This is a genomic window from Janthinobacterium sp. GW822-FHT07A03, assembly GCF_058798815.1.
Genome location: NZ_JBXAKW010000012.1, coordinates 16,750 through 40,819 on the forward strand (window position 1 = coordinate 16,750; position 24,070 = coordinate 40,819).

Annotated in this window: 13 protein-coding genes; 6 read left to right on the top strand and 7 right to left on the bottom strand. The window is 66.1% G+C overall.

Going from position 1 to position 24,070, the window contains the following annotated elements:
* Positions 1-26: 26 nt before the first annotated feature.
* Together AC1RJW_RS26750 and AC1RJW_RS26755 are read right to left on the bottom strand one after the other, a co-directional pair.
* A complete protein-coding gene (locus tag AC1RJW_RS26750; protein WP_475416723.1) occupies positions 27-1,211 on the bottom strand; it encodes an isovaleryl-CoA dehydrogenase in 1,185 nt (394 codons plus the stop codon).
* Positions 1,212-1,334: 123 nt separating this feature from the next.
* A complete protein-coding gene (locus AC1RJW_RS26755) occupies positions 1,335-1,739 on the bottom strand; it encodes a MerR family transcriptional regulator (RefSeq protein WP_489630736.1) in 405 nt (134 codons plus the stop codon).
* 712 nt (positions 1,740-2,451) lie between these two features.
* Between AC1RJW_RS26755 and AC1RJW_RS26760 the strand changes: the two genes are divergently transcribed.
* Together AC1RJW_RS26760 and AC1RJW_RS26765 are read left to right on the top strand one after the other, a co-directional pair.
* Positions 2,452-2,859, top strand: a complete 408-nt coding sequence (locus AC1RJW_RS26760; protein WP_034753756.1) for a hypothetical protein — start codon at positions 2,452-2,454, stop codon at positions 2,857-2,859.
* A gap of 89 nt (positions 2,860-2,948) precedes the next feature.
* Positions 2,949-3,275 carry a hypothetical protein gene (locus AC1RJW_RS26765; RefSeq protein WP_493047666.1) on the top strand — a complete coding sequence of 109 codons (327 nt, stop codon included), beginning with the start codon at positions 2,949-2,951 and terminating at the stop codon, positions 3,273-3,275.
* A gap of 152 nt (positions 3,276-3,427) precedes the next feature.
* On the opposite strand, the gene AC1RJW_RS26770 is transcribed toward AC1RJW_RS26765, so the two are convergent.
* From AC1RJW_RS26770 to AC1RJW_RS26790, 5 genes are all read right to left on the bottom strand, one after another.
* Positions 3,428-4,042 (bottom strand): UbiX family flavin prenyltransferase, encoded by a 615-nt coding sequence (locus AC1RJW_RS26770; protein WP_493047612.1) that lies wholly within the window; start codon positions 4,040-4,042, stop codon positions 3,428-3,430.
* Positions 4,035-4,346 (bottom strand): Grx4 family monothiol glutaredoxin, encoded by a 312-nt coding sequence (grxD, locus tag AC1RJW_RS26775; protein ID WP_034753766.1) that lies wholly within the window; start codon positions 4,344-4,346, stop codon positions 4,035-4,037. The genes AC1RJW_RS26770 and grxD overlap by 8 nt, the downstream gene beginning before the upstream one ends.
* Positions 4,347-4,451: 105 nt before the next feature.
* Positions 4,452-4,922, bottom strand: a complete 471-nt coding sequence (locus AC1RJW_RS26780) for a GNAT family N-acetyltransferase (RefSeq protein WP_493047613.1) — start codon at positions 4,920-4,922, stop codon at positions 4,452-4,454.
* Positions 4,923-4,926: 4 nt separating this feature from the next.
* Positions 4,927-7,275, bottom strand: a complete 2,349-nt coding sequence (locus tag AC1RJW_RS26785; RefSeq protein ID WP_493047614.1) for a Tex family protein — start codon at positions 7,273-7,275, stop codon at positions 4,927-4,929.
* A gap of 94 nt (positions 7,276-7,369) precedes the next feature.
* Positions 7,370-7,735: a hypothetical protein gene (locus tag AC1RJW_RS26790; protein WP_493047615.1), complete on the bottom strand. Its 366-nt coding sequence runs from the start codon at positions 7,733-7,735 to the stop codon at positions 7,370-7,372.
* Positions 7,736-7,930: 195 nt separating this feature from the next.
* On the opposite strand from AC1RJW_RS26790, the gene AC1RJW_RS26795 reads away from it, so the two are divergent.
* The 4 genes from AC1RJW_RS26795 (at position 7,931) to AC1RJW_RS26810 (ending at position 23,983) form a co-directional block, all read left to right on the top strand.
* Positions 7,931-8,659 (top strand): secretin and TonB N-terminal domain-containing protein, encoded by a 729-nt coding sequence (locus AC1RJW_RS26795; protein WP_493047616.1) that lies wholly within the window; start codon positions 7,931-7,933, stop codon positions 8,657-8,659.
* Entirely contained in the window at positions 8,626-9,219 is a 594-nt protein-coding gene (locus tag AC1RJW_RS26800) for an RNA polymerase sigma factor (protein ID WP_326459542.1), read from the top strand. The genes AC1RJW_RS26795 and AC1RJW_RS26800 overlap by 34 nt, the downstream gene beginning before the upstream one ends.
* Entirely contained in the window at positions 9,212-10,159 is a 948-nt protein-coding gene (locus AC1RJW_RS26805) for a FecR family protein (RefSeq protein ID WP_493047617.1), read from the top strand. Before AC1RJW_RS26800 ends, AC1RJW_RS26805 begins: the two co-directional genes overlap by 8 nt.
* A gap of 174 nt (positions 10,160-10,333) precedes the next feature.
* Positions 10,334-23,983: a filamentous hemagglutinin family protein gene (locus AC1RJW_RS26810; RefSeq protein ID WP_493047618.1), complete on the top strand. Its 13,650-nt coding sequence runs from the start codon at positions 10,334-10,336 to the stop codon at positions 23,981-23,983.
* Positions 23,984-24,070: the final 87 nt, after the last annotated feature.

Here is a 24,070-nt window from a genome sequence, read left to right on the forward strand (position 1 = left end):
CCCAGTCGATACCCGCGCGCCCGTGCTTACTTGGTTTCCGCAAACAATTCGCGGCCGATCAGCATGCGGCGGATTTCGCTGGTCCCGGCGCCGATTTCGTACAGCTTGGCATCGCGCCACAGGCGGCCGGCCGGATACTCGTTGATGTAGCCGTTGCCGCCCAGCGCCTGGATCGCTTCGCCCGCCATCCAGGTTGCCTTCTCCGCACTATACAGAATGGCGCCGGCCGCATCCTTGCGCAACTGGCGCACGGCTTCCGGCGTGGTGGCGCGGTCGCAGGCCTGGCCCACGGCGTAGACATAGGCCTTGCACGCCATCATGGTCGAATACATATCGGCCAGTTTGCCCTGCATCAATTGGAATTCGCCGATGGGCTGGCCGAATTGCTTGCGGTCATGCACGTAGGGCACGACCAGGTCCATGCAGGCCTGCATGATGCCCAGCGGGCCGCCGGACAGCACGGTGCGCTCGAAATCGAGGCCCGACATCAGCACGTTGACGCCCTTGCCCAGGCCGCCCAGCACGTTTTCGGCCGGCACTTCGCAATCCTGGAACACCAGTTCGCCCGTGTGCGAGCCGCGCATGCCCAGCTTGTCGAGCTTTTGCGCGATGGAAAAGCCCTTGAAATTCTTTTCGATCAGGAAAGCCGTCATGCCGCGCGGACCCGCTTCCAGGTCGTTCTTCGCGTACACCACCAGCACGTCCGCATCGGGGCCGTTGGTGATCCACATCTTGGTGCCGTTCAAGACCCAGCGGTCGCCCTTGAAGTCGGCGCGCAGCTTCATGCTGACGACGTCGGAACCCGCGTTCGGTTCCGACATGGCCAGCGCGCCGATGTGCTCGCCCGTGATGAGTTTCGGCAGGTATTTCGCTTTTTGCTCGGCCGTGCCGTTGCGCTTGATCTGGTTCACGCACAGGTTCGAGTGGGCGCCGTAGGACAGGCCGACGGAGGCCGAGGCGCGCGAGATTTCTTCCATGGCGACGATGTGCGCCAGGTAGCCCATGCCGGCGCCGCCGTATTCTTCGCTGACGGTGATGCCGAGCAAGCCCATGTCGCCCATCTTGCGCCACAGGTCCATGGGGAACTGGTCGGTGCGGTCGATCTCGGCCGCGCGCGGCGCGATTTCGGCGGCGGCAAATTGTTGGATCGCTTCGCGCAGGGAGGCGATGTCGTCGCCGTGGTCAAAGGTCAAGCCTGGGAGATGGAGCATGTCGTCCTCGTCGTTATAAGTGTGGCGGTCATGGGTGCCGGGTCAGTGAAGCTATGATACTCAGTTGTGACGTTTACGTAAACGTAAAGTGGCGCGCGCGGCAGGTGTCCGCCGCTTGCCTTGCTAGGTTGTTTGCGCCTTATCAATATTCAAGTCCGCCAGCATGCGCGCGCACGCGTCTTCATGCGCGCTGATTTCCGCCAGCGCCATTTCGATATCGATGCGCTGCTGCTCCAGCGTTTGCCGGTGCTGCGCCAGCACGCCCAGGAAGCGGTCCATCTGCGCGCGCGTGTCCTTCGGCGACTCGTACATGTCGACCAGGCTCTTGATTTCCGACAAGGCCAGGCCCAGGCGTTTGCCGCGCAGGGTCAGTTTCAGGCGGGTGCGGTCGCGCGGCGTGTAGACGCGGCTGCGGCCGCCTGCGCCTTCGCGTTTCGGGCTGAGCAAGCCCTGGTCTTCATAGAAACGGATGGCGCGCGCCGTGATGTCGAATTCCCGCGCCAGTTCGGTAATGGTATAGGTCGTCATGGGTGCGGGCGGTGTCGGTTGCATGGGTGGTCGGTCGTCAGATGGGATGCGGCGAGGCAGGTGGTGGCAAAGTGCCGTTTACGTCAACGTCAATACTATTGTAGCGTGCCCTGCCCGTGCTGCAACAAAGAAAAAGGAGGCGTGGGCAGGGGGATTTGGCGAATAAGGCAACAATTACTGAAAATAAATTGATTCTTCTTGCGCAAACGCGCTTAAGATCGAGAGTTGGTGGCCAAGATGACACCAAAAAGAGCTTTCCTGGCATAACGGCGACATTCTTTTCGCTGCGATGGCAGTAAAATTTTTGGGCGCAGATTCTTTCCAATAGGCACGATCAAAAAACAACGTTCCACTATGAGTACGTTGTATAGATTGTTTCTATATTGAAAACAAAATGGCCCTTCTGAAAACTTTGTCTACGAGAAATTGTATGACATGGGCATTGCGCGTATCGGCAGAGGAGGGCATTATCCGATACCGTACGTTGTAATGCCAAACCGAGGCTTTGAATCGTGCTGCAGTGCGAAAATCAAGGCTAGCCGCGAATTTGACCCGAAGCCACACAGAATCGCAAGAGAAAATTCGGCCCACTTTTTCACCTGAAAAGCCTGGCTGGAGTGTTAATTGTTAATTGATACTCTTTTCAAATGTAACAATCTGTATGGTCATTCAAGAAACTGACTTTCATGTTACAACATGAAATAGTACACCTATGAATTCTTCTAACGAACGCGAAAGCTTCAGCCAGCGACTTCAGTTGGCTCTCAAAAACGCCCATTACTCTCCAGACAGCCCGACCAGACTGGCCCGGGAATTCAACATCCGTTTCGACGGACGCCCGATTACCGTGCATGCAGCTAGGAAATGGTTAGTAGGTGAAGCAATTCCCACGCAAGAAAAATTGCGCATGATTGCCCAATGGTTGGGCGTTCCCGCGGAATGGTTGCGTTTTGGCGGCCCGGAAAGCGCCACGCCGAATGGCGAAGCGGGCAGCGCTTTATCGCGTTTTGAGTCCGCCGATGTGAAATTAATTGCCGATTTGCAAAGATTAGATGAACATCATCGTCAAATCGCGCGAGAATTTATTCGCATGCTGGTGAGAGTCAACTACCAAAAGTAAGCATCCAGGCCCTCCCCGGCCGGCGCCGTCCGCCTTTCACTGGCGGCGCTCCCCCTGTCCTTTTATTTGCGCAAGGTCATACTGGAGACATGATTTTGCCGCACAATAAGACCTCGCATGTTGCGCTGCAGCGGGATTATTTGACAATAATCCCGTACGCAGCGGCGCAGCGGCCAATACCAGCGCATAATCACATCAGAAGCAGCCAGTTCATCCACTACGGAGCCGAGCATTTGAGCCGTCTTATGAAAAGTAACTACAGCAATACCGCGCAGCTGAAGGACTTGATGACCGTGCCCCCCATGACTGCCGCGCAACATGCGGAAGTGATGCGCAAACGGATCGCCCACCGCAGGATGGTTGAAGAAGCCAGGGATTTGAAGCAGGCCAGTGCTCATCAGTTCGACAAGAGGTGAGTGGTGGATGCCTGACCAAAGCTGCTGCGCGTCGGCATAGGTAGTCTGCGATGCTCACCGTGCTGGAGCACGGTGAGCATCTCGACCACCTCTTCCTTCCGCTCGCTACGCTTTTGTCAGGCATCGTGACGTGCGTAGTTTTCAGTAGTTTTTCAGTTTGCTGCTGATGGATCTGGGGTTTTCAGGCCATTCCACCGCGGTGCCAGGCTGTGCTCGATGCCGAGCAGGTCGATGACGCGCGCCACCGTATGGTCGACCATCTCCGCGATGCTCTGCGGGTGGTGATAAAAGCTCGGTAATGGGGGGAAGATGATGCCGCCCATTTCGGTCACGGCCGTCATATTGCGCAGGTGCGCCAGGTTGAACGGCGTTTCGCGCACCATCAAAATCAGGCGCCGGCGCTCCTTGAGCACCACGTCGGCGGCCCGCGTGATCAGATTATCCGACAAGCCATGCGCGACGGCCGCCAAGGTCTTCATCGAACACGGTGCGACGACCATGCCATCCGATTGAAATGAGCCGCTGGCGATCGAGGCACCGATGTCGCGCAGCTTGTGCACCACGTGCGCCTGCGCTTCGATGTCCTTGCGCCCCACGCCCGTTTCCTGGTGCAGGGTCAAAACAGCGGCATCGGACAGGACCAGATGCGTCTCGACGCCGGGGATGGCGCCGAGCAATTGCAGCAGCCGCAAGCCATACACGGCGCCCGTGGCGCCCGTGATGGCCACGACGATACGGCGCGGCCGCTGCGTTTGGCTATCAGGCATCCAGCAGGGACTTCAGTTCGCCCGATTCAAACATTTCATTCATGATATCGGAACCACCGATGAACTCGCCTTTGACATACAGCTGCGGAATGGTCGGCCAGTTCGAGTAATCCTTGATGCCCTGGCGAACTTCCGGGTCATCCAGCACGTTGACCGTGGCGATGTTTTCCACGCCGCACGCTTTCAGGATCTGGATGGCGCGGCCGGAAAAGCCGCACTGCGGGAACTGGGCCGTGCCCTTCATGAACAGCACGACTGGCGTGTTCGTCACGGTTTCTTTGATCCAGGTTTGTACGTCGCTCATAGCTGCCTCTGATGGGTAAATAAATAGATGCCGTCATTTTATAAGAAAACGACGGCACGGGTATGCGCTCAGGTCATAAATCGGGCAAGTCAGCCACGTTGAGGCTTATAAGGTCTTGCCCAGGCAGGCCGATTGCGCCGCGCCCACGTATTTACCCCAGGCAAGGACCGGCACATAGCCGTGCCTGGCATAAAACGCCACCGCGCGGGTATTCGCCACGCGGGTGGACAGGTGCAGGGCCTGATAGCCATGCCGGCGCGCCTGCGCCTCCACATGGGCCAGCAGGGCCGCGCCCACGCCTGTGCTGCCGGGGCGCGCATACATGCGCTTGAGTTCGCCTATGGCGCTGTCCGCTTCGCCCAGCGGGCGCAGGGCGGCGCAGCCGAGCAGGGTGCCGCTGGCATCGCGGGCCAGGTAAAAGCCGCCGCGCGGCGTTGCCGCTTCGGCATCGAAGGAGGAGCGGCCGCTGTCGCCGTTGATGCGCAGCAGCGCGTCCGACAATGCGTCGAGCAGCAGCTGCGCATCCGGGCAGGCGGCGTCCACCGCCAGGATGACAAGGTCATGCCCGGCGGCCATGGGCTTAGCCGCGCAGCTTGGCGAAGGCGGCGGCCATGCTGCCGGCCGGCTCGGGCGCGTTGCGCGACTGCGACTGGTGCTGCGCCATGCTGCGGCGGTCGTTGCGGTCGCCACGCTGCTCGGGCTTGCTGCCCGCCTGCGGCGCGCTGTCCGTCAGGCGCATGGTCAGCGCGATGCGCTTGCGCTTCTCGTCGACTTCCAGCACTTTGACGCGCACGACCTGGCCCGCTTTCACCACCGTGTGCGGGTCCTTGACGAAGGTGTTCGACAGGGCCGAGATGTGCACGAGGCCATCCTGGTGCACGCCGATGTCGACGAAGGCGCCAAAGGCGGCCACGTTGGTGACCACGCCCTCGAGAATCATGTCCGGGCGCAAGTCGCGGATTTCTTCCACGCCTTCCTTGAAGGTGGCGGTGGTAAATTCCGGACGCGGGTCGCGGCCCGGCTTTTCCAGTTCCTTCAAGATGTCGGAAATGGTCGGCACGCCGAAGGTTTCATCCGCGTATTTTACCGGGCTGAGGGTTTTCAGCAGCGCCGTTTCGCCGATGACGGCCTTGATATCCTTCTTGATGTCCGCCAGAATCTTTTCCACCAGCGGGTACGATTCCGGGTGGACAGCCGAGGCGTCGAGCGGGTTCTCTCCGCCCATCACGCGCAGGAAGCCGGCCGCCTGTTCGTAGGTCTTGTCGCCCAGGCGCGGCACGGCCTTCAAGGCGGCGCGCGAGGTGAACGCGCCCTTCATGTCGCGGTAGGTGACGATGCTTTGCGCCACGCTGGCCGACAGGCCGGACACGCGCGCCAGCAGGGGAGCGGACGCGGTATTGACGTCCACGCCCACGGCGTTCACGCAATCTTCCACCACGGCATCGAGCGAGCGTGCCAGCTGGCTTTGACTTACATCATGCTGGTACTGGCCCACGCCGATCGATTTCGGGTCAATCTTGACCAGCTCGGCCAGCGGATCCTGCAGGCGGCGCGCGATCGACACGGCGCCGCGCAGCGACACATCCATGTCCGGCAATTCCTTCGAGGCGAATTCGGACGCCGAATACACCGACGCGCCCGCTTCCGAGACGACGATCTTCGTCATCTTCGCTTCCGGGTGCTGCTTGATCAAATCCTGCGCCAGTTTATCGGTCTCGCGCGAGGCGGTGCCGTTGCCAATCGAAATCAGGGACACATTGTGCTTGGCGGCAAGACGGCCCAAGGTGTGCAGGGAGCCGTCCCAGTCGTTCTTCGGCTGGTGCGGGTAGATCACGGCAGTGTCGACGACCTTGCCGGTGGCATCGACCACGGCGACCTTGACGCCCGTGCGCAGGCCGGGATCGAGGCCCATGGTGGCGCGCTGGCCGGCCGGCGCGGCCAGCAGCAGCGCTTTCAGATTGGTGGCGAAGACGTTGATGGCGTCGAGTTCCGAGCGTTCGCGTAGCGCGCCCATCAGTTCCGTTTCCAGGTGCATGAAGCTTTTTACGCGCCAGGTCCAGCGCGCCGTGTCCGCCAGCCATTTGTCGGCCGGGCGGCCTTGTTGCTTGATGCCGAAGCGGGCGGCGATGCGGCCTTCGCACGGGTTGTGCGGCGCATCCCATTTCGGTTTTTCCGCTTCCGTGTCCAGGCGCAGGGTGACGTCGAGGATGCCTTCGCGGCGGCCGCGCAGCAGCGCCAGCGCGCGGTGCGATGGCACGGTGGAAATGGTTTCCGAGTAATCGAAATAATCGGCGAATTTTTCGCCTTCGTCCTGCTTGCCTTCCACCACTTTCGATTCGACGATGCCGTGTTCCTGCACGTATTCGCGCAAGGTTTGCAGCAGGGTCGCGTCTTCGGCGAAACGCTCCATCAGGATCTGGCGCGCACCGTCGAGGGCCGCCTTGGTGTCGGCCACGCCCGGGTTGTTGCCGTCGGCACTCGTAAACGCGTCGCGCAGGAACTTGCCCGCTTCCATTTCCGGCGTCAGTTCCGGGTTTTCCAGCAAGCCGTCGGCCAGCGGCATCAGGCCCGCTTCGATGGCGATCTGCGCCTTCGTGCGGCGCTTCTGTTTATATGGCAGATACAGGTCTTCCAGGCGCGTCTTGTCTTCCGCGTGCATGACGGCGTCGAGCAGCTCGGGCGTCATCTTGTTCTGTTCCGTGATCGACGCCACGATGGCGGCGCGCCGCTCTTCCAGCTCGCGCAGGTAGCGCAGGCGCTCTTCGAGCAGGCGCAGCTGGATATCGTCGAGGCCGCCGGTCGCTTCCTTGCGGTAACGGGCGATGAAGGGCACGGTGGCGCCTTCGTCGAGCAGTTCGATGGCGGCGGCAACCTGCACCGGTTTGGCGGCAAGTTCAAGGGCAAGGCGTTGTTCGATAGTGGGCAGCATGGTTGTTTCCAGAGCGATCAAGCCTGGAATGATACGCAATCGGCGCGATTGCGCAATCTTGACAGCGCAAATGGACTGTGCGTTGACAAGCGGCCTAGCGGGCCGGCAGCAGCGGGCTGGCGGGCGCGGGAGCCGGCGGCCTCTGCGGCGTGACGGACTTGCCGAAGGCATTGCCCATGCGGTGTTCGAGGGCGGCGCGGTTGTACAGGCCCAGCTGGTTGGACGGGCGCTGCACGGTCGCTTCGGCGCCGGACAGGGCGGGCGGCGGTCCGTTCATGGTGTTGCTATTCGGCAATAATTTTTCATTCAAGCAAGATATGGATGGCGCGCGCCGGCCGTTCGCTTCCACTTCCACGCAGCCCTTCGGCGGCGCGGCGGCCTTCACGACGACGGTGTGCTCATCCGCCTGCGCGGGCAGGGCGGCGCAGATCAACAGCAACAGCGATAACAGGCGTGCCATGGCGGCTCCCGGAGCGGTGGGGAAGCGGCCAGCATAGCAAAACCATGTGTCGCGGCGATGACACGCCAGCGTGGCCGCTATATGACCGATGTCATGCAGTTGTCATTTTATGAAGCTACCATCCTGCCATTCTGCTTGAGCTAGCGCAGTCAAGACACTTCATGAGCAGGCTTTTTTCGTTGATTTCCCTGGAAAATGACACCAACCCACCGCCGCGCCGCAACGGGCAATGCCCTGTCCGCCTGCTTGCTGATGACATTGATGACATTCATGACATTCGCGCGTCCCGCTGCCGGCGCGGATGGCGCGGATGCCAGCGCGCACGCGACCCTGCGCTTCGACTTGCCCGCCCAGCCGCTCGACGCGGCCCTGGTGGCATTCGGCGAAATGACCGGGTATTCCGTGCTCGTCAGCAGCCAGCTGGCGGCGGGCAGGATGGCGGCGCCCGTGCGCGGCGAGTACACGCCGGCCGAGGCGCTGCAGCGCTTGCTGACCGGCACGCAACTGGGCGCGCGCTTCAGCGGCAGCAATGCGTTTACCTTGCTGGCGCTGGCCGACGCCCCCGTGGCGCCGGCGCCCGTGCCGGCCGAGACCGCTCCCGCCGCACCACCGTTGCAAGGCTATGCTGCCATCCTGCAGCGTTCGCTCACGCGCGCCCTGTGCCGCTTGCATCCGGATGCCTTCGGCCGCTACCGCCTGGCCTTCCAGCTGTGGCTTGACGAGCGGGGCAAGGTGCGCGACGTGCACGTGCTGGAAGGGAGCGGGGTGGCGCAGCGCGACCGCGCCGTGCTGCAGCGTTTGCGCAGTCTGCTGATGGATGGCGCGCCGCCGGCGGGCTTGCCGCAGCCGCTGACGATTTTACTGACGCCGCGGCCCGACCCCGGCGCCGATTGCGCGCCCTACCTGCCGGCCGGGGCGACTTGACGATGTCGGACTTGCTGAAAGCCACCTTGCGCAAGCTGTTCCTGGAACGCTACGGACAGTTTCGCCGCCACCTGCAGCGCCGCCTGGGCTCGGAAGACCTGGCCAACGATGCGCTGCACGAAACATATTTAAGAGTGGAAAAGATGACGGCGCCCGAGGCGATCAGCTACCCGTCCGCGTATCTGATGCGCATCGCCATCAACATTGCGGAAGATCAACGCCGCGACAATGCGCGCCTGCTCAGCCTGCCCGACATCGACGATCTGTACGAGATGGCCGACGAGCTGGCCGACCCGGCCCGCACCTTCAGCGCGCGCGCCGAACTGGAAGAACTGGAGCGGGCCTTGCAGGAGTTGCCGAAACGCCGGCGCGCCATCGTCATCGCCGCTCGCGTCGACCAGTTGCCGCACCGCGACATCGCCGAACGCTTCGGCATTTCCGCCCGCACGGTGGAGAAGGAATTGCGCGCCGGCCTCGAACATTGCTGCGAACGCATGGGACGCGATTTCATCCAGCGCTTCGGTCCCGGCGCGGGAAAAACGTCTAAACATCATGATTGAACAAGCGGAAGACGACATGGGTGTCATCCAGAAGGAAGCGCAGGCGTGGGTCGTGCGCCTGGCCTCGGGCCAGGTCAGCGAACGCGATGCGCAAGTATTTCGCCACTGGTGCGCGCGCAGCCGCAGGCATGCGACGGCGTTTGCCGAGGCGCGCGCCGTGTGGAGTGCCATGGCGCCGGCCGCGCATGCCGTCAAGCGGGCGCAGGCGCCCGTGAACGTGGCGCGGCGCGCCTGGCTGGGTGGCGCCGTGGCCGCCTCGCTGGGCTTGCTGGTGCTGCGCCCGCCCACGGACCTGTGGCCGGCCGTGGCGGGCCTGGGCGCCGACTACGCCACGGGCACGGGCGAGCAGCGCGAAGTGGTGCTCGATGGCGGCGTGCTGGTGCAGATGAATACGCAGACGCGCCTCGACGCTGCGCCCGTGCAGGACGGCGCCGCGTCGCTGGTGCTGCTGGCGGGCGAGGCGGAATTCCAGGCCGGCCTGCGCGGCGCGGCGCGGGTGCGCGTGCAGGCGGGCGACGGCACCGTGTCGGCCGGCAGCGCGCGCTTCAATATCCGCCTGTTCGGCCAGGAAGTGTGCGTGACGTGCCTGGCGGGCCGCCTGCGCGTGTCGCAGGCCGGCAACGATGCGGAACTGGCGCCCGGCCAGCAGCTGCGCTACCGGCCCGAGCATTTCGGCATCGCGCGCGCCGTGGCAAAAAGCGATGTCAGCGCGTGGCGTCAGCGGCTGCTGGTGTTCAAGCAAAGCACCCTGGCCGAGGTGGTGGACGAGGTGAACCGCTACCGTCCCGGCAAGCTGATCCTCAATGGCGACGCCTTGAAACACACGCGCGTGCAAGCGAGCTTTTCGCTCGACCGCCTCGACGACGTGATCGCCCTGATCCAGGACGCGTATGGCGCGCGCGTGACGCGGCTGCCGGGCGGCATCGTGCTGTTTGGCTGAGCGCCAAGGCGGTGCGCCAATTATGACATTTTCATGACCTTTTGCAGTCCCGGACCTTGTTGCCTGTCAATGCTGCTGGAAGCCGCGAATCAGTGCCTGCCGCCCGCCCCCGTGCGTGTCGCGCGCCGCCTCGCGATATCGGTCAGCAACGGAACATGAAAAGGGAATGTCGCCATGCAGCGAAGCAAGTCGGTCACGAAACACGCATCCTCCTCCGCCATGGCGGGCAGCCAGACGGGCCGCCCGGTGCGATTGAAACCGCTGGCGCTGGCCATCGCCATGCTGCTGCAGGCGGGCGGCGCGCAGGCGCAGCAGCCGTTCAGCGGCGCCTGGTTCGCCGGCAAGGGCGCCAACCAGGGCACGGCTGCGGCCACGGGACGCTTGCCGAATGGCCAGCCGGCCACAGCGCTGAACAATCCCCTGCTGCAGCAGCAAAAGGCCGAAGGCAAGCTGCAGCAATCGCTGAATAACCTGTTGCTGGCCGCGCGCGGCATCGCCGCCGAGCAGGCGGTGCAGGCGGCCGCGCGCCAGGCCGCGCTGGCGGCGGGCGGCGCCCCCGATGGCCTGGTCAAGGGCGGCTTGCAGGTCGACACGAACAGCCTGACGGCCGGCTGGCTCAATGCCCAGGGACCCGTGCAGACCCAGGCCGACGGCAAGAGCGTCGTGAAGGTCGTGCAGACGGATGACAAGGCGATACTGAACTGGGAAAGTTTTAACGTCGGCAAGAACACCACCTTGCAATTCGACCAGAAATCAAACTGGTCCGTATTGAACCGCGTCAATGATCCGCTGGCGCGCCCCAGCCAGATCCAGGGCCAGATCAAGGCCGACGGCACGGTGATGATCGTCAACCGCAACGGCATCGTGTTTACGGGCAGCAGCCAGGTCGATACGCGCAACCTGGCGGCGGCCGCCATGGGCATGAGCGACAGCCAGTTCAAGAGCGGCCTGTACGGCAAGACGCAGGGCACGGGCGCCGTGCCGACCTTCGCGAATGACTTGCTGCTGGGCCAGAATACCTCCACGCATGGCAAGGCCGAGGCGGACGTCGTCGTCGCCGCCGGCGCGCGCATCGACACGCGCAAGCCGCAGACAGTGACGGAAGGCGGCGGCTACGTGCTGCTGGCCGGCCGCAGCGTCGACAACGCGGGCGCCATCACCACGCCGAATGGCCAGACCACCCTGGCCGCCGGCGACGCCATCGTCGTGCGCCCGGGACAGGGCACGGACAAGAACCAGTATTCGAGCACGCGCGGCAATGAAGTCGAGATGCTGCGCGTGGCGGACAGCAAGGCGGGCAGCGTCGTCAACAACGGGCTGATCCAGGCGGCCGGCGGCGACATCACGCTGAGCGGCAACACGCTGCGCCAGGATGGCGTGCTGCTGTCGAGCACCAGCGTCAATGGCCGCGGCAGCATCCACCTGGCGGCGGCGGGCGAGAATGCCGGCGTCACCCTGGCGCGCGGCAGCGTCAGCGCCATTGTCATCGACGACAACGGCGCCACGGCGCTCGATGTGCAGCGCGATACCTTGCTGAAAGACACGGGCAAGGGCACGGACACGCCGCAGGACCGGCGCGACCAGTCGCTGGTGCGCATCGTCTCGGCCGGCAATGTCGAGTTCGAAGGCGATTCGCTGACCCTGGCGACGGGCGGCCAGGTGCTGGTCGACGCGGCCCGCCGCAGCCACGTGGCACGCGACGCCGCCATCGACGTCTCCGGCGCCGTCGGCGTGAAGGTCGACATGAGCAGCAACAATGTGCTGATCAATGTGCAAGGCAACGAACAGCGCGACGCACCGGGCAGCCGCGACGCGAAATACCTGAACAACAGCGACGTGTGGGTCGACCGCCGCGACCTGGTGCTGGTGCCGGCCGGCACCAACGGCTACGCCACGGACCGCTGGTACACGGCCGGCGGCTTGCTGGAAGTAAGCGGCTACCTCAATACCAGCGGCCACGGCATCGGCGAATGGGCGGCTCAGGGCGGCACCGTCGGCTTTGGCGGCGGCGAAGTGGTGACGCAGGCCGGTTCGCGCATCAACATCGCCGGCGGTTCGCTCGACGTGCAGACGGGCATGGTCAAGCAGACGTGGCTGAAGGGCGCCGATGGCGCCATGTACAAGCTGAGCACGGCCCCTGGCGACAATCTGTACACGGGCTTGTACCGCGGCTATGAAAGCACGCATGCGCGCTGGGGCGCGAATACGACGGAAACCCATGCGAATGCCCTGATCGGCCCGCGCGAGCGCCTGGAAAACGGCTATACGGTGGGCCGCGACGCGGGCCGCCTGATCGTTTCCACGGGCGCGGCCGTGCTGGAAGGCGATATCGATACGTCCGTGTTCCAGGGCGAGCGCCAGCAGCGCAAGCGCGATGACGGCATGGACAGCTACAAGCAGGCACAGACGTCGGCGGCGCGCGCCGGTCAATTGATCGTGGGCAAAATGACGCCCGTCTTCGATACCAGGACGGGCCAGCTGCGCGACAGCCCGCAAGCCGTGCCGGACAAGGTGCAAATCGGCAAGGTGGCGGGCATCGCCGATGGCCAGCTGCTGGGCGAAGCCTTGCCGGCCGCGCGCAGCAAGACCTTGCAGCTCGATGCCGACTGGCTCAACGGACTGGAGCTGGGCGCCCTGAATATCTATGCCTACGACAAGCTCGACGTCAATGCCGACGTGCGCGTGGCCGATGGCGGCGACATCGCCCTGCACGCCACCGACGTGGCCCTGAAGGCGAACGTGAGCGCGCGCGGCGGCAGCATCGCCGCCGGCGACATCGTTTCGCGCTACCTGGCGGGTGCGGGCGACGTATGGGCTGAAGGCAAGCTGGTGCCGGACAACCGTCCCACGGGAACGGCCGGCGTGCGCGTGGCGCCCGGCGTGCGCCTCGATGCGCGCGGCCTGTGGAGCAACCTGGAACTGGACCCGGGCGCCGTCGCCGGTTTGCCGTATATCAATGGCGGCAAGGTCGTACTGAAAAGCTCGGGCGGCATCGACCTGGCCGGCGGCAGCGTCATCGACGTCTCGTCCGGCGCCGCCCTGATGGGCAATGGCAGCCTGCAGGGCGGGCGCGGCGGCGACATCACCCTGGCGGTAGACCTGCCGACGGAGAAGGCGCCGACGGGCGCCATGCTCAAGCTCGACGGCGAATTGCGCGGCCATGGCGTGAAGGGCGGCGGACGCTTGACGATCGACAGCGGCGCGGCCGTCAGCATCGGCGGCAAGCTGCTCGAAGGCGGCGTGTTGCCAGCCGGCAGCAGTTCGCCGCTGGCTCTGCGCCTGGCCGATGAACTCCCGATCGCCAAGGGCGAGAAGATCCCCCTGGATTTCGCGTTGACCACCAGCGTGATCAAGCCGGGCCAGGCCTTGAGCAAACCCGTGACGGTGGATGTGTCGGTGCAGAAACCGCTGGTCCTGGGTGCCGACCTGCTGTTGCCGCCAGGCGCGCACGTCGTCATCGACAACAAGACGTATGTCTGGGCTGGCTCCACCGTTCCAGCCGGCAGCGTGCTGACGGTCATCAATGGCTTGAATCCCGGTTTCGTGGTGTCGGCGGCGGTCTTTCCGAACGGCTTGCCGATCCAGCCGGTGACGACGCAGTATGCGGCGGGCAGCATCGCCGCCGACGACGTACGCGCACCGCGCGGCCTGCTGCTGCCGGCCGGCACGGTGCTGGGGCGCGACACGGCCGTCAAGCCGCTGCTGGCGCTGGACGCCAGCCTGTTCCAGAGCGGTTTTGCCGACTATGCCGTCACGGGCCGCGATGGCGTCGTGGTGGTCAAGGATGCGCAGATCGACGTCACCATGCCCGTGCTGCGTTTCAATCCCGCCACAGGCCATACGGTGGCGGGCGGCACCGATCCTGGCGCCGCGCTGGAACTGTGGACGCCGCAGCTGTACCAGGAAGATGCGCGCAAGGCCAGTCTGACGCAGCGCGCCGGCGCGAATTTGTCGCTGACGGCCGGCAGCCCGCACGTCAAGGGCGGCATGGTGGTGCAGGAGGGCGCCGTCATCCAGGTCGATCCGGGCCGCCAGATCAGCCTGACGGGCAATGACCAGATCACCATCGACGGCAAGCTCGCAGCCTGGGGCGGCAAGATTGCCGTCCTGCCAGGCACGTTTGGCACGGGCAATGAGATGGACGTACCGAACGGCAAGGGACAAGCCACGTCGATCTGGATCGGCGACAAGGCCGTGCTCGATGTCGCGGGCCGCGCCACGGTCGCCACCGACATGCGCGGCGGGCGCTATGGCCGCGCCGACCAGGGCGGCAGTATCGAAATCGGCGCCCGCTACAAGGCCGACGCCGCCAGCGTCGACGCGGCCGATGCGTTTGTCGTCGTGCGTCCGGGCGCGCTGCTCGACGCCAGCGGCGCGCAAGCCACGCTGGATTTGCCGAACCAGGGCACCGTCAACGTGGCCGGCAACGGCGGTTTGATTTCGCTCAATTCGTATAACGGCATCTTTGCCGACGGCACCCTGCGCGCGGCGGCCGGTGGTGCCGGTGCGGCCGGCGGCACCCTGGCGCTGGCGCTGGACACGCCCAATTATGGCAAGGTCAACCGCTACAACTTGCAAGGCGACAACGTGGACAACGCGGTGCGCGTGCCGCGCGAAATGCAGCTGGCGCAGGTGCAGGGCGACAGCGTCTTGCCCGACGACTTGCGCGCCGGCCAGCAGGATGCGGCGCTGCGCTACGGCAGCGCGCGCCTGGGCGCCGACCGCGTGCAGGCGGGCGGCTTCGACAACCTGGCCCTGCATGTGAACGGCATGCTCAGTTTTGACGGCGACGTCAAGCTGTCGCTGGGCCAGAGCCTGCGCCTGAGCGCCACCTCGCTGGGCCTGGCGCAGCAGCCCTTGCCCGATGGCCAGGACAAGGCGGACAGCCTTGCCAGCCAGGTGCGCCTGGCGGCGCCGTACGTGCGCCTGGGCACGGCCGTGCGTGCGCAGAAGGACGACTACATCGTGCCCAATGCCGTGAAAGGCTCGAAGAACCTGGGCAAGGGACGCGGCATGCTGGGCGTGCCGCTGGTGGCCGAGGATTCCCTGCTGCAGATCGATGCGGGCATGCTCGATATCGCGGGCGAGGTCAACATGGGCACGCGCGGCACCATTGCGCAGAGCAGCGGCGCCGACCTGGTGGTCGAGCGCGATGCCTTCGAGCAGCTGACCCTCAACAGCCGCGGCGACATGCGCCTGTCGAACAGCGCCGCCCTGTACCAGCCGGGCAATGCCACCCTGGTGGCCGCGCAGATCTACCCGGCCACGGGCGACAGCGGCATGGTCACGGTGGGCCAGAAGAGCGGCATCGACGAGTATGGCAATATCCGCGTCACGCTCGACCCCCTGCGCACGCTCAATATCGGACGCAGCGGCGACGGCGCCACGCCGAACCAGCCATTTTCCGTGTTCGGCACCCTGAGCCTGGTTGCGCCCACCATCAACCAGCATGGCGTGCTGCGCGCGCCGCTGGGCCAGATCAACCTGGGCGCCGAAGGCTTTGAAGCCAATACGGGCCGCGTCAACCTGTTGCCTGGCAGCCTGACGTCCGTCAGCGCGAAAGGCTTGACGATGCCCTACGGCGGCACGCTCGATGGCTTGAGCTACCTGTATGACGGCAACGATGTCGTCTTCAAGGGCGTGGGCAACGGCCCGGAGATCGCCTTGACGGGCGCCGCCATCGACGTGCAACAAGGCGCCGTGCTCGACATGTCGGGCGGCGGCACCTTGACGGGCGCGGCCTTCCTGGCCGGACGCGGCGGCTCCACCGACGCGCGCCTCAATCCGCTGGTGCAGATGAAGCCGAACGGCGGTTTTACCTTGCCCGGCCTGAACACCAACCCCGTGTACGCCATCCTTCCCGGCGTGCAGCCGGACGTGGCGCCTTTGACGGCCGAGCAAGGCGCGGGCAAGCCCGCCGTGGGACGCCAGATCACCATAGCCGCGGGCGTGCCCGGCCTGGCGGCCGGCACCTACACCCTGCTGCCATCGAATTTCGCCCTGTTGCCCGGTGCTTTCCGCGTGGAACTGAATGGCCTGGCCGGCGCCGTCGAGACGGGCGGCACGATCGCCATGCGCAATGGCTCGTTTGCCACGGCGGCGCAGACGGGCATCGCCGGCACGGCGATCCGCGACGCGGTGGCGCAGCAAGCCATCCTGACGCCGGCCGACGTGCTGCGTACCTACTCGCAATACAATGAAACGGGGTATGCCGCCTTCGCCGTGGCGCAGGCCACGCGCGACGGCGTGCCGCGCGCCGCGCTGGAGCGCGATGCCAAGGGCGTGCGCGTGCAGCTGATCGCCCCGTCCGTGCACAGCGTCAAGGACAACCATACGCCGTTGATGATGGATGGCAGCGCCCTGTACGCGCCGGCCGAGGGCGGCTTCGGCGGTTCCCTGCTGCTGGGCACGGGCAACCATGCGTCGACCCGCTACGAAGTGCTGGCCGACGGCACGGCGCCGCTGGCCGATTTCAACGGCGTCTCCGTGCATGCGTCGCAGATCAATGCCTTCGGCGCCCAGCGCGTGGGCATCGGCGGCTTGCCGCGCGTGACCTACAGCGAATTTGGCACGGGCAGCAACCAGCGCGCCAATATCGCCGGCATCAAGGAATCGGCGGGCGGCATCGTGCTGCGCGACGGCGCCGTGCTGAAGGCGGCCGAAGTGTTTCTGGTGACGGCGAGAAAAGACGACGGCATCGTCCTGGAGCAGGGCTCCGGCATCAATACGCTGGGCCGCGGCAAGGCGGCCTGGGATTCCCGCGACGGCTATGTGTACGAGCCGATGGGCAGCGTGCTGGCCGTCTCGAACGGCTGGCTGGACATGCTGCCGGCCGCGCCGCCGTCGTCCGAATCGTATGGCCCCGGCATCATCGATATCGGCGCCTGCAGGAAGGCGGAAGGCGCCTGCGGCGGCAGCACCTCGCTGTATTCCGAGGGCACCATCGCCGCCGTGACGGAGCGCGCGTTTACCCTGCGCGACAACGTGCGCTACGGCACGCGCAACCTGGTGCTGGCGATGGGGTCGATCAATGTGGGCAGCGAGGCGTCCCTGGCGGACGCCCGCGCCCGCGGCGCCTTGCCGGACGGCCTGGCGCTGAACCAGGGCGTGCTCGACCGCCTGCTGCGCGGCGACACCAGCACGGGCGCACCGGCGCTGGAAAACCTGGGTTTGACGGCGCGCAATTCCTTCAACTTCTATGATTCGTCGCAGCTGTCGACCATCGATGCGGCCACGGGCAAGTCGTCGCTGTCGCGCCTGGTGCTCAATACGCCCGCCATCTACGGCTATGGCGGCACGGACGCGCTGGCGCGCATCCACACGGACACCCTCGTGTGGCAGGGCGCGACGAATGCGCCCGGCGCCGTCGTCGCCAATGGCCCCGGCACGGGCAGCGGCCGCCTGCAGGTCGACGCCAGGCGCATCGAGTTCGGCTTCACGCCGGACAGCCGTCCCGACACCATCCACAATCTGGACCGCCTGGTGCTGGGTTTTGGCCAGGTGGCACTGAATGCCAGCGAACAGCTGACGGCCAACAACAAGGGCAGCCTGTCCGTGTACCAGTCGCAAAGCGCGTGGGATACGGCCACGAATGGCTATCACTACAGCGGCGGCGATTTGCTGATCAACACGCCGCTGTTGACGGGCGCGGCCGGTTCCGTCAACCGCCTCACGGCGGGCGGCGCGCTCAAGGTGAGCGCACCCGCGGGCGCTGCCGCCGCCACGCCGACGAACGCGGCGCTGGCCGGCGCCCTGGGCGCCGAAGTGGCGCTGAGCGGCAACAGCGTCAGCGTGGATACGGCGGTGGTCTTGCCGAGTGGAAAATTGACCCTGTCGGCCGAGCGCGATGTATTGCTGGGCGACAAGGCCAAGCTGGACCTGGCGGGCCGCAAGATCGATTTCTACGACACGAGCAAATACAGCTGGGGCGGCGACGTGATCCTCGACAGCCGCGAGGGCGACGTGCGCCAGGCGGCCGCTTCCGTGATCGACGTGTCGGCCGTGAACAACCGCGCCGGCAAGCTCAGCGTGATCGCCACGGGCGAGGCGGCCGGCACGGCCGACTTGCGCGGCAGCGTGCTGGGCGGCGCCAGCGGCAGCTATGACGCGGGCGGCACCCAGGTAGCCTACGCGGCGGGCGGCCTGGAGCTGCGCGCCCAGCATGTCGGCGACTTCGCCGGCCTGAACCAGCGCCTGACCACGGGCAAGGTATTCGGCAGCCGCAGTTTCCAGCTCAAGCAGGGCAATCTGGCCATCGGCGACGAGCTCAAGGCGCGCGAAGTGAGCGTCTCCGTCGACGGCGGCAGCCTGACGGTGAACGGCCGCATCGACGCCAGCGGCGAACAGGTGGGCAGCATCCGTCTGGCCGGCCGCGACGGCGTGACCATCCAATCGGGCGCCGTGCTCGATGCGCACGGCACGCTGCTGCGCACGGACAGCTATGGCCAGGTGATCGAGGCGCCGAACCGCGCCGTGATCGAACTGGCGTCGCCGGGCGGCCGCCTGACCCTGGAAACCGGCGCGCGTTTCGACCTGCGCAGCGGAGACAAGGGCGGCAACTACGGCAGCATCGACCTGAACGCGCGCCGCCTGGGCGGCGCCACGGGCGACGACATCGACATCGACGCGGCCGGCGCGCTGAACATCGCCGGTGCGCGCAACATCAACGTCAATGCCTTCTGGCAATACAAGGATGCGCCGGCCGGCACGGGCAAGGATGCGGACGGCCGCAGCTACCAGGGCATCAACCAGGCTTACCTGGACGAGAAGCACGCGGACAGCCAGGCTTTCATGCTACACGCGCTGGCGAACGGCAACTTGATGAACAACAAACTGCGCGGCTTGCGCGGCGACGCCAACGCTTTCCATTTGCGCCCAGGCGTCGAGATCGTCAGCGCCACGCCGGGCGGCGACCTGCATATCGATGGCGACATCGACCTGTCCGGCCATCGCTACGACGGCGTCAATCCGCTGGCGCGCCTGAGCGGCGTGTACGGTTCGGGCGAGGCCGGTGCGCTGGTGCTGCGCGCCGGCGGCAAGCTCAGCGTCTTTGGCAGCATCACGGATGGATTCGATACCAGCGCCCTGCCCGTCACGATGGATGACAAGGGCTGGCAGCTGGTGAAAGGCCGGCTGCCGTGGGGCGGCGAGGTCGTCGTGCCGCAAGCGGGCCTGGTGACCCTGGCCGAAGACACGTATTTCAAATCGGGCACGAGCGTCAATTTCGCCGTGCCGATGAAAGCCATGGAGTTGCGCAGCGGTACCTTGCTGGCGGCGCGCGCCACCTTGACGGCGGAGTTGGACTTGCCTGCCGGCAGCGTGCTGGGCGGTGCCGTGCGCAATGCCGACGGCAGCGTGCTGTACGCGGCCGGCACGGTCTTGCCCAAGGCGCTGACCTTATCGAGCGGCATGCAGCTCGATGCCGGCCTGCGCCTGCCCGGCGCGGCCCGGGTGGCGGCCATGGTGTGGCCGGCCAACGTGGCCCTGCCCTTCCCCGAAGGCCGGCCGTGGGACGTGGCCGATAGCACGAATGCCGTCAATGGCGTGGTGCTGGCCTCGGCGCTGGCGCTGGACAAGGGCAGCGTGCTGCCCGCCGGCACCGTGGTCAGGCTGCCGGGCGACGTCACCATGGTGTCGCTGCGCAGCGCGGATGGCAGCGGCAACCAGGGCCGCAACCTGGCGCTGGCGCCCATGCTGGCCCAGGGTTCGCAAGCGTGGTCGCTGCGCCTGGTGGGCGGCGCCGATACGGCGGCGGCCGACACGCGCGCGTTGAAACCGCATGCGAAGGATGCGCATCTGATGCTGGCCGATACGCATTACGGCATGGCCACTGTCCGCGAGTTGGTTCCAGGCACTGGCTTGCCCGCAAAGTATGAATGGGGCGAAGATGCCGGCCTGTTTGGCGAGATACCGGGCACGCCGATCGACCTGGCTTTCTTTCCCGACGAAGAAGCGCTGCTTGGCTTCAATGAATATGGCGCAATCGTGGTCAAGATTCAGGATGGCACGGAGCCTGAATACGTGCACGTGACTGCGCCGGCGCGCCAGCCCCTGTTCAGCGTGCTGCGCACGGGCACGGGCGACCTCGATTTGCTCGCTGCTGGCGACTTCGACATGCGTTCGCTGTATGGCGTCTACACGGCGGGCACGCAGTCGGCCTCGCCGCTGGTCGATGGCAAGGATCTGTTCAACCTGCCGCGCGGCCTGAACGCCAAGGGCCAGCTGCTCGGTGCGCTGGGCACGGACTTTACGCCGTTCGTCGATGGCGGCAGCCGGAGCCTGTACCGCGCCTGGTATCCCGAGCATGGCGGCAATCTGCTGCTGCGCGCCCAGGGCGACGTCAAGGGCGATACGCTGGGCAGCTCCACCCAGCGCCGCGAGGATGCCATCGGCTGGCTGCGCGCGCAGCAGGATACCAGCGACATCGGCACCTGGCTGTGGCGCCAGGGCAGCGGCAGCACGGGTGGCGGCGTGCCGACGGCATGGTGGATCAATTTCGGCACCTATGTCGCGCGTCCCGAAGGCGTCGACCTGTTCTCGGGCTTGCCGGGGCTGTCGGGCTTTACGGGCATCGGCACCCTGGGCGGCGGCAATCTGCTGCTGCAGGCGGGTGGCGACGCCGGCATGCTGGCCTCGCGCGCCGATCCGGGCGGCGAGTTCGCGCCGCGCAGCCAGGGCCTGAACGTGGCCGTGGGCAGCACGGGCAGGGTGACGCCGGACGGCAAGCTGCTGCTGACGGGCGGCGGCGACCTCGACATCCGTATCGGCGGCGGGCTGAACCCCGTGGCCGAGGTGCGCAGCTTCGACAGCAATAGCGACCGTCCTAACCCGAACACGCGTTTCGAACGCCAGGTGCCTGGACTGAACAGCACGCTCACCAACCTGCGCGGCGCGCTGCGCCTGGAAGCGGGCGCCGTGGGCGGCATCGAATTGCGCTTCGACCGCGCCGATCCGACGGAATCGCGGCCGTACGAAACCTACACGGCGGGCACCGCGATCGCCAGCGGCGGACCCATCCTGGTGCCGGGCGACAGCGGCGTGCGCATCGATGCGCGCGGCGACGTGGTGCTGGGCGGCGTGGCCGATGCGGGCCGCGTGAAGCAACTGGGCTATGGTTCGCCGTTCAGCTACCAGGGCGTGGAGCGCACCGGCGAAGGCTGGAGCTGGTTCTCGCTGTGGACGCCGGCCACGGCCATCGACCTGTTCAGCGCGGGCGGCAACCTGACGCCCACCTCGTCCTGGATCAATGCGACGCCCGGCGACAACCACGCGCCGACGGACGGGCGCTTCGTCATGCCGTCCGTGCTGCGCGCCGTGGCCGCCAGCGGCAGCTTGTACTACGGCAATGCCAGCCTGGGCAGGCTGGGTGGTGATGGCGGCAAGGTGGACATGCCGCAAAACGGCGTGATCCTGGCGCCGTCGCCGGTGGCGCCGCAATTTGTCAGGACGGGCACGGGCCAGCTGGAAATGCTGGCCGCCGACTCCATCCATGCGGCCGGTTATCCGATCACGCCATCGGGCGCCGACCCGCGCATGCTGCCGAATCCGTTCAATCCGGGCTTCGTCGGCGCACTGGACAAGGTCTGGTTCGGCCTGCTGCCGCTGCATAACGTCAGCGCCGATGCGCTGGCGCCGGGGGCATTGAAATGGTTTGGTACGACGTCGAATGGCGCCAGCGATGCCAATCAGCAAGTGTATCCGCTGTTCAGCATGACCCCGCCGACGGTCTCCGACTATGTGCCGGCAGGCCAGTTGCCTGCGCACTTCTATGCCAACAGCGGCGACATCGTCGGCCTGCGCACGGGCGGTATCGTGTACCGGGGCAACCTGAAGGGCGTCAGCGGCGCCCTGGGCCTGTGGTACGAGGGCGGCGGCGCCGTGGCCGTGCGCGCCGGACGCGACATCGTCAACTCCGGCACGCCGCTCGGCAACGTCGAGAGCGTGCCGGACGGCGCGGCGGGATGGACCGGCCAGCCCTTTGCCAACAGTCCCGAGCTGCCGGAAAAGCCGGTCGTCTTCGGCAGCTCGTCGGCGCGCGGCAATCTGTTCGTGCACCGCCATGCCGATGACGTTTCCGTCGTCAGCGCCGGGCGCGATATCCGCTACAGCACCTTCTATGTGGCGGGGCCGGGCCAGCTCAATGTGAGCGCCGGACGCGACCTGTACATGGCCGACAAGGCGGAATTGCGCAGCCTCGGCTCCATCGTCCATGTCGGCCAGGACAAGCGCGGCGATGGCGCCGGCATCAGCGTGGCCGCCGGCGTGGGCCGCAACGGTCCCGACTATGCGGCTTTCGCGGCGCGCTACCTGGACCCGGCCAAGCTGGCCGACCCAGGCAAGCCGCTGGCCGACCAGGCCGGCAGCGCCGTATATGTCTACGGCGGCAAGCTGACCCTGGCCGACTGGCTGCGCGGCCAGTTTGGCTACAAGGGCGACGAGGCGGGCGCTGCCGCCTTCCTCGGCACGAAGCAGGCCGAACTGGAGAAGGCCGGCCAGCAAACGGGCGGCGTGCGGCGCGACCTGGCGCGCGAATACGCGCAGGTCAGCCAGCTGCACCTGGTGAACTGGCTGACGGCGCGCTTTGGCGGCGACAGCGGCCTGGGCATCCGCTACGACCCGGCCACCGATGCGCGCAGCTTCTTTGCCGCCTTGCCGAAGGAACAGCAGCAGGTGTACCTGAGCAACGTCTATTTTGCCGAGCTGAAGGCGGCCGGACGCGAGTACAACGATCCGGACGGCGCGCGCCGCGGCAGCTATCTGCGCGGCCGCGAAGCCATCGCCACCCTCTTCCCGGCGCAGGACAAGGCGGGCAAGAAGATCGAGTACCAGGGCGACCTGACGATGTTCAGCAGCGCGCTGTACACCGTCAGCGGATACAGCGGCGTGTACACCAAGCGGCCCGTCGCGGGCGTGCGCTACCTGAGCCCGCAGGAATGGGCCGAGGCGGGCCGTCCCGACTACAACGTGCCTTACGTGACCGTCAACGATGCCGGCATCCACACGGATTTCGGCGGCGACATCGGCATCACCGTGCCGGGCGGCCGCGCGCTGATCGGTGTCGACGGCGGCTATGCGCCGGGCGCAGGCTCGGGCGTGCTGACGCAGGGACAGGGCGACATCCAGATGTATGCGAAAGACAGCATCCTGCTGGGCCAGAGCCGCATCTTTACTACCTTCGGCGGCAACATCCTGGCCTGGTCGGCCACGGGCGACATCAACGCGGGCCGCGGCACCAAGTCCACCGTCGTCTACACGCCGCAGCGCCGCGCCTACGACAGCATCGGCCTCGTCAGCCTGTCGCCGAGCACGCCGACGACGGGCGCCGGCATCGCCACCCTGAACCCGATTCCGGAGGTGCCGCCCGGCGACATCGACCTGATCGCCCCGCTGGGCACCATCGATGCGGGCGAGGCGGGCATCCGCGTCTCGGGCAACGTCAACCTGGCCGCCTTGCAGGTGGTGAATGCGGAAAACATCCAGGTGCAGGGCAAGTCGGCGGGCATGCCAACCATTGCCTCGGTGAACGTGGGCGCGCTCAGCAATGCCAGCGCGGCCGCGACACAGGCCGTGACGGCGGCGCAGGACGTGCTGCAGCGCGAACGGGCCGCCACGCGCCAGGCGCAGCCATCGTTGTTCACGGTGAAAGTATTGGGCTTTGGCAACGAGCAGGCGGACGAAGCCGGTGTCGGCAAGCACCAGGGCGGCGAGCCGCAGGCGTCCAGCTACCAGCCGGCCGGCGTGGTGCAGGTGCTGGGCGCGGGACCGTTGACGGCGCCGCAGCTGCAGGCGCTCACGCCGAACGAGCGGCGCGGCCTGCAACCGTGAGATTTATGAACATTTGATGACATTCGGCAGTCGCCGCGCGCGGCGGCTGTCTAGGCATCAGTAGATCAGTATTGGCAGCAAAAAAAC